The following is a 15,433-nucleotide window of genomic DNA, read 5'->3' on the forward strand; positions in this document are numbered from 1 at the left end:
CTTCACCTCTCCACATCGGGGAGAGGTCGGCGCGCAGCGCCAAGTGAGGGGGCGCGACAAACTCGATCGAGCGTAACCCCTCACCCGGATTGCATCTTGAGATGCAATCCGACCCCTCCCTTCGGGAGAGGTGTAGCACCTCCAGCACCGCAACTGTGTGCGTCACTCTCATCATTCGCTAATTCCTGATGTCCATGGCGCTGCGCAGGCCATCCGAGAGCAGATTGAAGCAGATCGAGACCGCGAAGATCATCGCACCCGGCAGGGCTGCGACCCATGGATTGACATAGATCGCGGTACGCAGCGTGTTCAGCATCAGGCCCCATTCCGGCTCCGGCGGTTTCGTGCCGAGGCCGAGGAAGGAGAGACCGGCGGCCAAAATCATCGAGACCGAGATCAGGCTCGTCGCATAGACGAAGATCGCGCCCAGCACGTTGCCGAGGATGTGCACGCGCATGATGGTGAAGGCGCCGGCGCCCGAGGCGCGCGCGGCCTCGACGAAGTCCATGTTGCGCACGCCTGTGGTGACGCTTTCGGCGACGCGCGTGATTTGCGGCACGAACACGATGGTCAGCGCCACGATGGAGTTGAGAATGCCGGCCCCGAGCGCACCGGAGATCGCGATCGCCAGCAGCACGGACGGGAAGGCGTAGAACACGTCCACCGTGCGCATGATCGCGGTGTTGAGCTTGCCGCCGACATAGCCGGCGACGATACCGAGCGAGGTGCCGATGCAGAAGGCCAGAATCACCGGCAGGATGCCGATCACCAGCGACAACCGCCCGCCATAGATCAGCCGCGCCAGCATGTCTCGGCCGAGTTCGTCGGTGCCGAGCGGATAGCCTGTCGTGCCGATGTGGCGCAAGCGGCGGATCATCGAGCCTTTGTAGGGGTCTTCGAGACCGAGCCACGGTGCAAGGATCGCGGAGAGGAAGATCAGCAGCAGCACCAGCGCGCAGGCCATGCTGACCCTATCGCGCATGATGCGCCGTCCGACCGTCGCCCAATAGCCGCGCGCCTTGGTGGCAGGCGCGGCCTGCAGCGCGGCGTCGGCGGTGGCTGACAAGGGAAGCTCGCTCATCCCGCTAGCCCCGCTTGATGCGCGGGTCGATCGCGGCTTGGGCGATGTCGACCAGCAGGTTGAGGAAGACGAAGAACAGCGCCAGGATCAGGATCGTGCCCTGCAGCAGCGGCAGGTCGCGCTGGAAGATCGCGGAGTTGAGCAGGAAGCCCGAGCCTGGCCAGGAGAATACGGTCTCGATCAGGATCGAGCCGCCGAGCATGTAGCCGAGTTGAAGCCCCATCACCGCGAGCGCGGTGGGCGCGGCGTTCTTGATGACGTGGCGGAACACGCCGGTTTCGCGCAGGCCCTTGGCCCGCAAGGCTTCGACGAAATCCTGCGAGAGGATGTCGCCGGTCAGCGCACGCACGGTGCGGGTGACGATGCCCATTGGGATCACCGAGGTCGTGATCGCCGGCAACACCAGATATTTCAGGTGCGCCCAGTCCCAGGCCCAGGAATTGGAGCCGCTGGGGCCGGCGCCGACCGCGGGCAGCCAGTTCAGCTGGACCGAGAAGATGATGACGAGCAGCATGCCGAGCCAGTAATGCGGCACCGAGACGCCGGCGATGGCAAAGGAGGTCGCGACCTTGTCGATCCAGGTCTCGCGGAAATAGCCGGCGATCAGGCCCAGCAAAATGCCCATGGTGAAGCCGATGACGGCGGCGGCGATCGCGAGCGTGACGGTGTTGCCGACCGCGCGCATGACCTCGGCCAGAACCGGGCGCCCGGTCGCGATGGAATTGCCGAGGTCGCCATGAAGGGCACGGAGCAGCCACAGCCCGAACTGCACCGGCAGCGGGCGGTCGAAGCCGTAGGCGGCGCGCAGCTGCGCGGCGAGCTCCTGCGACGCGTCGGCCGGCAGCACGGCGACCAGCGGATCGCCCGGCGTGATGTGCACGAGCAGGAAGCAAACCAGCGCCACGCTGATGACGATGGGGACGACATAGACAATGCGTCTGGCGGTATAGGCGAGCACTGGTCTTCTTTCTTCCTTCTCCCCTTGCGGGAGAAGGTGGCATAGGCCGCCTCCGGCGGCCGTTTCTTAAGTCGACGCCGAAGCGAAGCTTCGGCTGCGGCGCCGGATGAGGGGTTCTATCCGCGGATACAGTCGTTACGAACGCGAAAGGGGTGTCCGCGGAAAGAGACCCCTCACCCGGCTTCGCTGTCGCGAAGCCACCCTCTCCCACAAGGGGAGAGGGTGCACGGAGTACCTTGCTAGCGCCTCACTACTGCATCGACACCAGCGAGAAGTCGATGAACCAGCTCTTCGGCTGCACGACGCCTGTCACTTTCGGGCTCATCGCGCGCGGGCCGACGTCGTGGGCGACGTAGAGGAAGGCCGCATCGTCGACGGAGGCCGCGTGCAACTCGGCGAGCGCGGCGTCACGTGCGGCGGGATCAAAGGTCTGACGCGCCTTCTTCACCAGCTCGTCGAATTTGGGGTTGTTGATGAAGCCCCAATTGTTCGAGACCGGCGGCGCCATGCCCGATTGCAGGAAGCGCACCAGCGCGAAGAACGGGTCCATCGCTGCATAGGTCACGTTGGTCGCGTGTGAGCCGTTGGCGCTGGGATCCTTGGCGCCGCGGCGCCAATTGGTGAACAGCGTATTCCATTCGATGACGTCGAGCTGCACATCGAAATAGCATTCGGCCAGCGCCTGCTGGAGGTACTCGTTCATCGGCAAGGGCTGCATCTGGCCCGAGCCGGACGCAGACGTCTGCGTCTTCACGGTCAGCTTCTTGTTGGGACCATAGCCGGCCTCCTGCATCAGCTTTTGCGCAGCCGCCTTGTCATACTTGATCTGGAAGATGGGATTGCCGCGCCAGGGATGGCCGGGCTCGAAGGTGCCGGTTGCCGGCACCATCAGGCCGGCGAGCAGGCCGTCCCTGAGGCCTTCGCGATCGACGCAGAGGTTCGCCGCCTTGCGCACGCGGATGTCGTTCCAGGGCGAGCCCTCGACGCGCGAGAACTGCCAGGGCCAGACATGCGGCTGCTCGTTGGCGTAGAGCTTGAAGCCGCGCTGCTTGAGTTCGGGCAGCGCGTCCGGTGCCGGCGCCTCGACCCAATCGACCTGCCCGGAGAGCAGCGCGGCGGTGCGCGCATTCGCTTCCGGCATCGGCAAGAGCACCATCTTGTCGATCTTGGGCACGCGCGCCTTGTCCCAATAGTTCGCATTCTTGACGAGCTCGAGCCGTTCGCGCGGGGTGAAGCTTGCCATCTTCCACGGGCCGGTGCCCGAGGCGTCCTTGGCGAACGCGGTCCACGCGGCCTGCGACTTCGCCTTGGCATCGGCACCTTCCGCCTTGTCGTAGAAGGCCTGCCACTTCGCCGGGCTCGCCATGAACAAATTGGTGAGGTTGATCGGCAGGAAGCTGTCGGGCTCCTTGGTGGTGAGCTCGACCGTCATGTCGTCGATCTTCTTCGCGGAGGCCAACGTCGGCATGCGCGAGGCCGTGACGCCGACCTGGCTGGCGTCGAATTGCGGCGCGTCTTGCTTCAGCACTTTCTCGACGTTCCACACCACCGCATCCGCGTTGAACGGCGAGCCGTCATGGAAGCTGACGCCGGGGCGCAGCTTGAAGATCCATTTTGTCTTGTCGGCATCGTCGACCTTCCACTCGGTGGCAAGGCCGGGGATGACCACGCTCGCCTTGTCGGCGGAGGACAGATCCCAGCCGGTCAGCGCGTCATACATGGTGAGGCCGGTGAAGCGGTTGCCTTCAAAACCCTGATCGGGCTGGCCCAGGGTGCGCGGAATATCGGCAGCGGTCATGCCGATGCGCAGCACAGTTTCCGCAGCTACCGCGCGTGGCCATGCGGCCGCGCTGCCGAGCGCCAAGAGCGCAATCAGCGCCGCGCGGGTCTTGTTGTTCTTGATTAGCATCGCCTCAGTCCTCTTCCGGCTTTCGATGATTAATTTTGATGCAATCGTATGCAATGGCTATGCCAGGGAGAAACTTATTCTGCAAATTGCCCATGCGGCGACAAGTCCTTGTGATGACGCACCGGCGGAAACGGCGCGCTGCCTATTCTGGCATCAAGATTGCACGTTTGGCTTCGACGTCTCCTGGGAGCTTTGGGCCATGCGTATTCGTCTGTCGACCTGTCTCGCCGTGCTTGCGCTGGCGTTGTCCGCGATCTCAGCGGGCGCCGAAACGGTGGTGCGCTATGGCATCTCGATGGCGGACATTCCGCTGACGACGGGCCAGCCCGATCGCGGCGCCGGCGCCTATCAGTTCACCGCCTACACGATCTACGATCCGCTGGTGGCCTGGGAAATGGATGTCGCCGATCGACCCGGCAAGCTGGTGCCGGGCCTCGCCACCGAATGGAAGGTCGACGATGCCGACAAGACCAAATGGCGCTTTACCCTCCGCAAGGGCGTGAAGTTTCACGACGGCAGCGAGTTCAACGCCGACGCGGTGATCTGGAATCTGGACAAGGTGCTCAACGATAAAGCGCCGCAATTCGACAAGCGGCAGAGCGCGCAGGTGAAGACCCGCCTGCCCTCCGTCGCCAGTTACGCCAAGATCGACGACTTCACGGTGGAGATCACCACCAAGACGGTCGATTCCTTCTTCCCCTATCAGATGCTTTGGTTCCTGGTGTCGAGCCCGGCGCAGTACGAAAAGCTCGGTAAGGACTGGGACAAGTTCGCAAGCCAGCCCTCCGGCACCGGCCCGTTCAAGCTGACGAAGCTGGTGCCGCGCGAGCTCGCCGAGCTCAGCAAGAATCCGGACTACTGGAACAAGAAGCGGATTCCCAAGGCCGACAAGATCGTGCTGGTGCCGATGCCGGAAGCGCTGACGCGCACCAATGCGCTGCTCGCCGGACAAGTGGACCTGATCGAGACGCCGGCGCCGGATGCGGTGCCGCAGCTGAAGGCGGCCGGCATGAAGCTCGTCGACAACGTCACGCCGCATGTGTGGAATTATCACCTCAGCGTGCTGCCGGGTTCGCCCTGGACCGACATCCGCTTGCGCAAGGCGCTGAACCTCGCGATCGACCGGGAGGCGGTTGTCGGCCTGATGAACGGTCTCGCCAAGCCCGCCAAGGGGCAGGTCGATCCGTCGAGTCCATGGTTCGGTAAACCCAGCTTCGAACTGAAATATGACCTGGCTGCAGCGAAGACGCTCGTCGAGGAGGCCGGCTACTCCAAGGCAAAACCGCTGAAGACCACCTTCATCATCGCGCAAGGAGGCACCGGGCAGATGCTGTCGCTGCCGATGAACGAATTCCTGCAGCAGAGCTTCAAGGAGATCGGCATCGAGATCGACTTCAAGGTCGTCGAGCTCGAGACGCTCTATACGCATTGGCGCAAGGGCGCGGCCGACGAGATGAACGCCGGCATCACCGCCAACAACATCGCCTATGTCACCTCGGACCCGCTCTACGCCATCGTCCGCTTCTTCCATTCGGGGCAGATCGCGCCTGTCGGCGTCAACTGGGGCGGCTACAAGAACCCGAAAGTCGACGCGCTGATCGACGAGGCCAAGCAGACCTTCGATAGCGCGAAGCAAGATGAATTGCTGGCGCGAGCGCATGCGCTGATCGTGGATGATGCCACGCTGGTCTGGGTCGTCCACGACACCAACCCGCATGCACTGTCGCCGAAGATCAAGCACTTCGTGCAGGCGCAGCACTGGTTCCAGGATCTGACGACGATCGGGGTGGAGTGAGGGGCGCCCGAGCACGCGCCTCAATGAACGTGGTCGTCGCGGCCTTCGTTGGGGCGACCGCCCGGGGTTATTGCGCACAATCGCCTCAGCAGACTCGTCATTGCGAGCGTAGCGAAGCAATCCAGGATCTTTCCGCAGCGGCAGTCTGGATTGCTTCGCTTCGCTCGCAATTGTCGATGTTCAATAATTCGCTGATTGGATTGCGGTGGTCTTGGAAGCGGCGAAAGCCTTGGGAGTTTGTCCTGCCAAGGCCTGATGGGGTCTGTGGTTGTTGTAGTAGACGAGGTACTCGAACAGTTCATTGGCGAAGTGGTCCAGGTTGTCGAAGGTCGTACCCTCGATGACGTCGTCATCGAGGGTACGCCAGAAGCGTTCGACCTTGCCGTTGGTCTGCGGCCGATAGGGCCTGGTGTAGCGGTGCTTGATGCCGAGCTCGAGCAGCATGGCCTCGAATGGATGCTCGGCCGGCTTGGTGCGGGCGGCGAACTCGGCGCCGTTGTCGGACAGGATTTCCTGGAAGACGAGCCCATAGGTGACGTTGAGGGTGTTGATCATCTTCAGGGTCTTGAACATGACCGGCAGCGCCTTCTTGGATGTCAGGACCTCGGCCCAGGCCAGACGCGAGCAGCTGTCGATCAGGCTGATGATGTAGGCCGTGACCGGGGGTGGCGCGAGGAACATATCGCGCGGCAATTGATGCAGATCGACGTGGCCCAGCTCCCCGAGCTTGTCCTTGATAATACGGCGTTTCTCCTCGCGCATCGCCGGCGTGCGGCGGTTCAGGCGGTGGCGCTTCAGCACCCGGTAGATCGTGATCGGCGAAGGTACCGTGTCGCGCGTTTCGCGCAAGACGGCATGAATCTCATAACGGTTCATCCCCCGCTTGCGATGGGCGACGATCTCCGCCTCGATCCCTTCCGGCTCGCGCCGTTCCCGCCACTTCGGGCCGCGCCGCCGCGGCAGCAGATCCGCGTCCTCGCCGCTCTGCAGATAGCGATTGTAATACTTGCGGAACGTCTGCGAGCAGGTCCCGTGGTGCCGGTAGAAGTCGCCGACCCGCTTGAACAGCGGCGATCGGCCAGCCTTCACCGCCTCATACTCCGAAATCAGAAAACGCCACTTCTGCAGATAGTTGCGTTCAACCGTTCGGTCATAGCTGTTGTCTCGCATCGGATCGTTCCTCCGCTGGAGCGATCCAATCAGCGAATTATTGAACATGCACAGCAATGACGGAGTGTGGGCGACTGCGAAGCCCACCCCACATCCCTACTTCGTCAGCAGCGCATATGCCCCGGTCCAGCCCTCCGCCGGCGGATTGACCTGGAAATCCCTGATCCTCGCCTCGTAAAGCCTGAACAGCTTCTCCAGCGTGTCGGCGTCCTCGCTCTTGCGGCCCCGTTCGATCGCATCCAGTGCGCCCTGCCAGTCGCGGCTGCGGTAGCAGCCGAGCATCTCGATGGTGATGTTGCGCAGGCGCTGGAACGCGCCCGAATGCATCACGTCCTCGCGGCCCGCGATGGCGTAGATCACTTCCGGCTCGGTCTTGCCCTTGACCATGATGAAGTCGAGCTCGAGGATCGCGAACTTCTCCTTGGCGGCGAGTGCGGTCCTGGAGCCGACAATGATGGGAAAGCCGTACTCCTTCGACTGGCCTTCCAAGCGCGAGGCCAGGTTCACGCTGTCGCCGAGCACCGAATAATTCTTCTTCAGGTCGGAGCCCATGTTGCCGACCACGCCGATGCCGGTGTTGAGACCGATTCCGACGTTGAGCGGGATGTAGACATGGCCGCCGTCGGCCGCTTCCTGCTCGCGCTCCCTGTTGACGGCATCGATCTTCTCGAGCATCTGGATCGCCGCCTCGCAGGCGTTGACCTCGTGCTCGGCATCGTCGAGCGGCGCGTTCCAGAACGCCATGATGGCGTCACCCATGTATTTGTCGATGTAACCCTTCCGCTCGATGATGACGTCGGTCAACGGCGTCAGGAAGCGGTTCATCAGCGCGATCAGCCCTTGCGGATCATGCTTGTAGCTCTCCGAGATCGTGGTGAAGCCGCGCACGTCGGAGAACATGATCGTCATCTCGCGCTCCTCGCCGCCGAGCACGAGCTTGTCTGGCGACTGCGCCAGCTGCTCGACCAGCACCGGCGACATGTATTGCGCGAACATGCCGCGGATCTGCACGCGCTGGCGCTGCTCGCGGACGAAGCTGGCAAAGATCAGCGTCAGATAGATCGCGGTGGTCGAGAGCAGCGGATAGGTGAAGTCGATGAGATAGCGGTACCGCGCGTAGAAGAACCAGGACACCCCGATGAGGATCGCCGCGAACATCGCGCCGGCAAGCACCAGACGGACGGGGCCGAGATTCGGGGTGAAGATGATGACCAGAATGCCGATGATCATCGCGGTGAGCAATTCGACGCCAAGCGCGTAATTCGGGCGAGAGATCGCTGCGCCGGTCAGCACGCTTTCGAGCACCTGGGCATGAATCTCGACGCCCGGCATGGCCCGCGACACCGGCGTGGTCTTGATGTCGTTCAGACCGACCGCGGAGGTGCCGACCAGCACCAGCTTGCCGGCAAGCTTGCTCGGCGGCACCATGTTGTCGAGGACATCGGCCGCCGAGACGTAGATCGATGGATCTTGCCGGGCATAGTGCACCCAGAGCTGACCGTTCTCGTCGGTCGGAATCTCGACGCCTTTGATGTGGATCGCGCGGATGCCGGTCTTGTCGGTGCGCACCAGCAGGGTTGGTGTTCCCGTGACGACCCGCAGGATTTCGAGGCTGAGCGAGGGCATGATGTTGCCCTGCGCGCGCATGATCATCGGCACGCGCCGGATCAAGCCGTCGCGCTCGATTGGAATACTGAACAGGCCGCGCCCCGCCGCGACCTTCTCGATGACAGGGACGTTGCGGAGCAGACCGGGGAACTCGAACAGGAAACGCTCGGCGTTCTCTTCTCCGACCGTGGCAACGCCGGTGAAGGGCAGCGTCTTGTCGATTTCCGACGTGACCTTCTGCTGCCCCGTCTCGCCCAGCACCACGCGCGAGTGCTTGATCGCGTCGGACAGGATCTGGTCGTTGGACGGCAGCTCGCGCAGCTTGCCGCGGGTGGCGTCATCGAGATAGCGCATCTGACCCGCGACCAAATCCGGATTGAGCCGGTCGGCTTCCGAGAACACCACGTCGAAACCGATCGCCACCGCGCCGTTGTTGGTGAGGTTCTGGATCATGTCGGCGATGCGCGTGCGCGGCCATGGCCACTGGCCAAGCTTGGCGAGGCTCTTGTCGTCGATGTCGACGACGGTGACCGGCCGCGCCGTCTTGTGGCGCGGATCGATCAACTGGAACATGTCGAAGACGCGCAGCCGCAATTCCTGGATCGGCGGCGGATCCCAGAGGCGGGCGCCGGCAAACAGAACCAGCAGCGCAAGGCACATCAGCCGCGCAAAGCCGAACTTCTGGGCAAACCACCGCCGCAGGATATTGAGACGCTTCATAGGGCCTGGATATCACGCTTTTGCGGCGAACGGCAGCGCGGATCGCGTGTGCAGACGCGCGGCGCGCCGGCAATCAGGCATTGAAGATAAAATCGCCGGCCTTGAGGTTCGCGGCAATGACGTTATGCAGCAGCAGGGACTCGTGCTCGATGACAGGCGCCCCCTCGCGCCGAGTGATCTGCTGTTGCCACGTCACCATCGCATCGCCGGACTGCTGGACGATGGTGAGATCGTTGATGGAGCTCACGTCCGAGAACTGGCGCAGGTCGATCTTGTCCACGCCAGTCGTGAAATCGGTAATGGTGTGCGTGAAATCGGTGATCGGCTGAGGGCCATAGCCGATTGAGCCCGGCGAGAACACGAACTGGTCCTTGCCGGCGCCTCCAGTCAGCGTGTCCCCCGTCTCGGTCGCGAAAATGACATCCTTGCCGTCGGTGCCTTCCAGAGTGACGCCTTGGCCGGTGTCGCCCGCCTCGTTGAAGATGAAGTGGACGGTATCGAACAGGCCGGTGGTCTTGTCCGTAACCGTAAGCGTGATCTGATCGGTATTCGGCGGCGTCTCGCCCGGATAATAAGTGACGCCATCCGTGAGGACCGAGTTGATGTCATCGAGGGATCCCCACGCTGCGCCCGGATCGACATTGCTGTCCGGATCATGGGCGGTGACCGCCGTGATCTTGAAGTCATGCGTCGCGGCGTCGGGATCGGTGTCGAGGACCGCTAGATGGGTAATGAGATCAGTGCCGCCCTCGTTGTCGTGCCAGACGTAGAAGTGCGTGGTATCGATGACGGGGCCGCTGTCGTCGTTGGCTCCAGTCAGGTCTACCGTGAGCGTTGCAGTGCCGGTCGCGCCATGCACGTCCGTGGTCTGCACCGTGAAAACATCCGAGTAGGAGCCTTCCGGCAGCGCGTTGATGGCGGCGGCGTTCGGAACGTAGCTGTAGCTGCCGTCCGGGTTGACCGTCAGCGAGCCGTACAGTCCCGTCGCCGTCCCATGACAATCCGCATTGAGGACCGCATAGGTCAGCGTCGCCGTCTCACCGCTGTCGGCGTCGGTCCCGGCGAGGTGGCCGGTGAGGCTAGGGAAGGTGTCGGTCGCAGCCGTGTCCGTGAGCGGGCCGATGTGGAGATCGGCAAGCTTCGGCGCATCGTTGGTGCCGGTGATATTGACGGTGACGACTGCGCCCGCGCCAGCACCATGGGCATCCGACGGAACGATCGTGTATTGCAGCGACAGCGTCTGGCCGGCGGCGAGGAAGTCGAAGGCCTGTCCCTGCGAGTTGAAGGACCAGCTGAACTGCGCGTGAGTGGCGGTGCCGTTCAGGATATCGCCGGACGGAACGGCGAGATAGTTCAACAGCGCCTCATGGGACAGCCCGCCGACATTGCCGGTTTGCGCTATGCCGTCGAGAGAGACCTGCAGCTGGCTGACCGATACCGTGACGTGATCGATCGCGTCGACGTCGGAGACCGCCAGCACACCGTGCGCAAGCTGGCCGGCATTGGTTTCCATGAGATCGGCGATGGTCCCACCCGGGCCGGAGGTGCCGCTCGTCCAGTCCGCATCACCCTCGATTGCGAGGCTCTTGGCAGGGTTGACGGCATTGGAAGCCGTGGTCCCACTGCCGTCGCTGAGCTGATAATACGCTGCAAGGTCCGTCTCACTGCCCGTGAGCGCGGTGAAATCGATCGACTGGATCTGCGCCTGCGTGAGCGCGGTGGTCCAAACGCTGACATCGGCGATCGCGCCGTAGAAGCCTTCCGCCCCGAAGCCCGCTGCGCCCGAGTCGCTCGCGGCACCAATCATCATGTAGGACGCAGACGGATTCGACGGACTGCCGTCGATCGGGTTGACCGTCCATGAGTGCGAATATTCGAGGTGCCCATCGAGATAGAGTTTGAAGGTGTCATTCTCGCGGGTCAGCGCAATGTTGTGCCACTGCGACGCCGTGAGTGCCACGCCGGTATCGGCGATCTGGCGGCCGCCCGCTAGAATCTGCAGCTCCATCGTGCCATCAGTGTTGACGGTGCCGAGGAGACCGAAACCGGTGGTCGAGGTGTTGCCGTTGTAGAACAGGATCTGGCCGTGACCGGCATCTGCTGCGCCGTTCCAGTTGACCCAGCCGTCCAGCGTCACGTCATCGGTGGCCGCAGTCGGCACCTCGCCGACGGCGATCGTCTGGCCGTCGAAATTCATGTAGTCCGACGTCACATAGGAAACCGCCGGCGCATCATTGGTGCCGGTGATCGTGACGGTCACGTCCTGGCTAACCTTGCCGCCATGGTGGTCGTCGAAGGTGACGGTGTAGACCTGAGTGATGGTCTGCCCTTCCGCCAGCGACTGCAGCACGGGATCGTCATTGTCCAAAGTGAAATGCCAGCCCAGCGTCGCGCCGTTGCTGGCTTCGGTCACCGACGAATCGATCGAGAACGTGCCGATATGCGAACCGGTCCCGAAGCCCGGCAGATCCGTGCTGACGGACGACGACTTGAACGACCACTCCGCCGTGTGGGTGTCGATCAGGTCGAGGTCCTGGATCGCCAGCGTGCCGCCGGTCGTCAGCGACGCGCCCTCGTCCTCGGTGACCGCGCCCCTCGCCGCGTCGGCATCACTCGTGATCGTCGGCGCGTCGTTGGCACCGTTGATCGTGACGGTGACGTCCTGCGAGACCTGCGCGCCGTGATCGTCGATGAAGGTGACGGTGTAGACCTGGGTGATGGTCTGGCCCTCGGCCAGCGATTGCAGCACCGTATTGCTGTTGTCGAGACTGAAGTGCCAGCCCAGGGTCGCACCATTGTCGGTGTCGGTGTTGAATTCGTGCACCGACGGATCAATCGTGAAAGTGCCGAGCGGCGTGTCATCGTCGAAGCCCGGCAGATGCGCACTTGACGTCGACGACTTGAACACGGCCTGCGCCGTGTGGGTGTCGATCAAATCGAGATCCTGGATTGCCAGCGTGCCGTCGATCGACAGAGTGGCGCAGGTATCCTCGGTGACGCTCCCCGAGGCCGCTGCTGCATCGCTGGTGATCGTGGGCGCGTCATTGGTACCGACGATCGTGACCGTGACGTCCTGGGATACCTGCGCACCGTTGTTGTCGGTGAAGGTGACGGTATAGACCTGCGTGATGGTCTGCCCCTCAGCCAGCGACTGCAGCACCGGATTGCCGTTGCCGAGCGTGAAGTGCCAGCCCAGCGTAGCACCGTTGCTGGTGTCGCTGTTGGATTCGGTCACCGACGGATCGATCGTGAAGGTCCCGAGCTGCGTGTTGCCGTCGAAACCCGGCAAATGCGCGCTCGACGTCGCCGACTTGAACACGGCCTGCGCGGTGTGCGTGTCGACCAGGTCGAGATCCTGGATCGCCAGCGTCCCGCCGGTCGACAGCGTCGCGCCGGCGTCCTCGGTGACGGTCCCCGTGGCCGCGCTTGCATCGCTCGTGATGGTCGGGGCGTCGTTGGTGCCGGTAATCGTGACCGTGACGTCCTTGGTCACCGTCCCGCCGTGATGGTCGTCGATCGTAACGGTATAAATCTGCGTGATGGTCTGGCCCTTGGCCAGCGACTGCAGCACCGGATCGTTGTCGTCGATCGTGAAGGTCCAGCCGACCGACCCGCGGGAGCTGACGCCTGGGCTCTCGCTCACCGGTTCAAGCGCGAACGTGCCGATATGCGAGGTGCCGTCGTTGAATCCGGGCAGATGCACGGTCGAATTCGTCGACTTCAGGACGAAGCTCGCGGTGTGCGTGTCCGTGAGATCAGGATCGCTGAAGGTGATGGTGCCGTTCGCGGTGAGCGTGGCCGCCGCATCCTCGGTCACCGCACCGGTCGAGGTGGTGGAGTCCTCGACGATCGTGGGCACGTCGTTGGTGCCCTCGACGTTGACGTCCGCACCGTTGATGGACACCGTGATCGGCGTGCTGACCACGCCGCCATGTCCGTCATCGACCTGCACCACATAGTTGAGGGTCAGCGTCTCGCCTTCGGCGAGGAAATCGAACAAGTGGTCGGGGACGCTGTAGGTCCAGGTCGCCGAGCCATTGTTGGCGTTCCCCGCGCCCTGCACCACCGTCAGCGGCACCTCGACGGCTGCGATCGCGGCGAGTTGCTGCGGCGTCAGCGTCGCGGTGACGTCGTGGCCTTGCGCATCGAGATATTTGAACGGCTGACTCGACGAGAGCGCCGCGCTGACGATCGGCCGGTCCGTCAGATCGACGTCGGCGAAGGTGACCGTGCCCGTGATGGTGTCGAGGGCCTCGTTGCCGGTCCCGACCTTCTCAATGACGGTTCCGCCCGACGTCGCGACGGTCGGCTTGTCGTTGGTCCCCGTGATCGTGATGGTGATCGGGATGAACGCGGACTCGGGGCTGACTACGAAATTGGTATCGACGCGGACCATGTAGGTCAGCGTCAGGGTTTCGCCGGCGGCCAGGAAGTCGAAGACCTTGTCCGGGATCGTGTAGGTCCAGACCGCCGAGCCGTTGTTGTTGTTGGCTGGGTCGGCAACGACACTGATGTGGATTTGCGTCGCCGCGATATCCTGCTTCTGCAGCGCGGTGAGCGAGCTGGTGACGTCCTGCTGGCCGGCGTTCTTGTAGACATAGTTCGGCGCCTCGGCGAGGCTCATGCTCACCGACGGCCGATCGCCGAGATTTTGATCGACGAATCTGATCAGACCGGAAACCGTGTCGGCATGCGTGTCGCCGGTGGTGTCCGCGCGTTCGGTCAGCGCGAACGCCGTCTTCACATTGCCGCCGAGATCGAAGCTTTGCGCAATCGGCTGGCCGGGAATGCGGACGACGGGCGGCGTGGACGTGCCAGGATTGTCATGTCCCTGCGGATTGAGGTTGACGAACGTCGCGATGACGACTGGGCCGGATCCCGACTTGAACACCAGGTCCTGGCCGAACGGTGTGATCGTGTCGGTGAAGTTCGTGGTCAGCTTGGTGTTGGTGTTGTTGTCGGTGAACTTCAGCGTGAACACGTCCGTGATCAGCTTCTGCACCTCCGGCGACATCAGCGCATTAGAGATCGAGACGTTGCCGCCGCTGATCTGGATCATCTGGCCGGCCTGGTTGACCGTCGCGATCGGCAGCAGTGTGATCTTGTCGAACAGGATGTAGGAGCCCGTCGTGCCATTCGGCTCGACCAGCACCTGGAAGCTCGCCTGCGGCTGCGGATCGCCGCCGCCGGCGGGAACGACGAAGTTGATCTGGGTCAGCACCGCGGTGCCGCGGATGCCCATGGTCGCGACCGGCGTGTCGACCTTCATGTCGCCGTGCTTGGCGGTCTCGCCGGCGACGAAGGTGATGGTGCCCGCAACCAGGCTGAGTAGCGAGGAGTTGCTCGACCCGTTGGGGTCATAGACCATCTCGTTCAGCACCATCCGCGCATTGGAGGACAGGCCGAACACGGTGCCGTCGATGAAGGTGATGCCGAGCGTCGAGTCGGCGCCGGTCGAGACCACGTCGCCCTTCTCGACATTGTCACCGTTGTTCAGGATGACCGAGACGCCGTTGCGGATCGCGGTCGCGCTGCCCACGAGCTTCGTGACATGACCGATGACCTGAGCCGCGGCGGCGCCGGGCGCAGCCTGGGCGATCTGGAAGTGGCCGGTGAGGGCGTTGACGATGTCGCCGGTGAGGTGGGCGCCGTCGGGCGAGGCGATCGCGGCGCGCTTGTCGCCCCTGAAATAGTCGTGAACCACGAACTCATGCCCTTCATGGGACAGCACGAGATCGAGGCCGGCGCGCTTGAACTCGCCGTTGAAGATCAGGTTGGGGTCGGGAACAATGAACGCGCCATCAGGCACATGACCATGCGCCTTTGCGATGAAGGGCTTGGCAACAGAGGGATCGGCATGGACATAGGCGGACGCGCTGGAACCCTCGCCGTTCAAGGAGGTCGCGGCGTCAAATTTGCCAGCGTAATTCAACCGGGCACCGTAAAGAGGTTAAAATCTAAGTAAGTATCGACTGCTTAAGCTTGCTTAGCATTACCAAGTCCTTAGCGAAACCGTCTACTGCTTGTGTGATTTCGCGTCACTTGGCCATAACAGCCGCCCCAGGGCGGCGCTTTCCCAGAAAAGGCAAAGTAATATTTCAAGCATTCTGAAGTCGAAACAAGCTTAGATGCACGCATTTCCCGTCACCCCAAGTCATCTATCGTACAGTTGGTTGAACAGATACTTGCGTC

7 protein-coding genes are annotated in these 15,433 nt (G+C 63.0%); 1 reads left to right on the forward strand and 6 read right to left on the reverse strand.

Translation table 11 applies throughout. From position 1 onward, the window contains the following. Positions 1 to 178 precede the first annotated feature (178 nt). From BRAD3257_RS36495 to BRAD3257_RS36505, 3 genes are all read right to left on the reverse strand, one after another. Positions 179 to 1,081, reverse strand: a complete 903-nt coding sequence (locus BRAD3257_RS36495; protein ID WP_122405858.1) for an ABC transporter permease — start codon at positions 1,079 to 1,081, stop codon at positions 179 to 181. Between the two features lie 4 nt (positions 1,082 to 1,085). After that, a complete protein-coding gene (locus tag BRAD3257_RS36500) occupies positions 1,086 to 2,039 on the reverse strand; it encodes an ABC transporter permease (RefSeq protein ID WP_122405859.1) in 954 nt (317 codons plus the stop codon). Positions 2,040 to 2,289: 250 nt separating this feature from the next. After that, positions 2,290 to 3,948: an ABC transporter substrate-binding protein gene (locus BRAD3257_RS36505; protein ID WP_122405860.1), complete on the reverse strand. Its 1,659-nt coding sequence runs from the start codon at positions 3,946 to 3,948 to the stop codon at positions 2,290 to 2,292. Positions 3,949 to 4,147: 199 nt separating this feature from the next. Here BRAD3257_RS36505 and BRAD3257_RS36510 point away from each other — a divergent pair, with 199 nt between their 5' ends. After that, positions 4,148 to 5,743 (forward strand): ABC transporter substrate-binding protein, encoded by a 1,596-nt coding sequence (locus tag BRAD3257_RS36510; protein ID WP_122405861.1) that lies wholly within the window; start codon positions 4,148 to 4,150, stop codon positions 5,741 to 5,743. A gap of 180 nt (positions 5,744 to 5,923) precedes the next feature. Here BRAD3257_RS36510 and BRAD3257_RS36515 read toward each other — a convergent pair whose 3' ends face one another. The 3 genes from BRAD3257_RS36515 to BRAD3257_RS36525 all read right to left on the reverse strand — a co-directional run bounded on the left by BRAD3257_RS36515 (position 5,924) and on the right by BRAD3257_RS36525 (position 15,173). Beyond that, positions 5,924 to 6,913 (reverse strand): integrase core domain-containing protein, encoded by a 990-nt coding sequence (locus BRAD3257_RS36515; RefSeq protein ID WP_160118749.1) that lies wholly within the window; start codon positions 6,911 to 6,913, stop codon positions 5,924 to 5,926. A gap of 96 nt (positions 6,914 to 7,009) precedes the next feature. Continuing rightward, complete coding sequence (locus BRAD3257_RS36520) at positions 7,010 to 9,241, reverse strand: CHASE2 domain-containing protein (protein WP_122405863.1); 2,232 nt, start codon at positions 9,239 to 9,241, stop codon at positions 7,010 to 7,012. Positions 9,242 to 9,314: 73 nt separating this feature from the next. Further along, positions 9,315 to 15,173, reverse strand: a complete 5,859-nt coding sequence (locus tag BRAD3257_RS36525; RefSeq protein ID WP_430648809.1) for a VCBS domain-containing protein — start codon at positions 15,171 to 15,173, stop codon at positions 9,315 to 9,317. Positions 15,174 to 15,433: the final 260 nt, after the last annotated feature.

This window comes from Bradyrhizobium vignae, assembly GCF_900324035.1.
Taxonomy (GTDB): Bacteria; Pseudomonadota; Alphaproteobacteria; order Rhizobiales; family Xanthobacteraceae; genus Bradyrhizobium; species Bradyrhizobium vignae.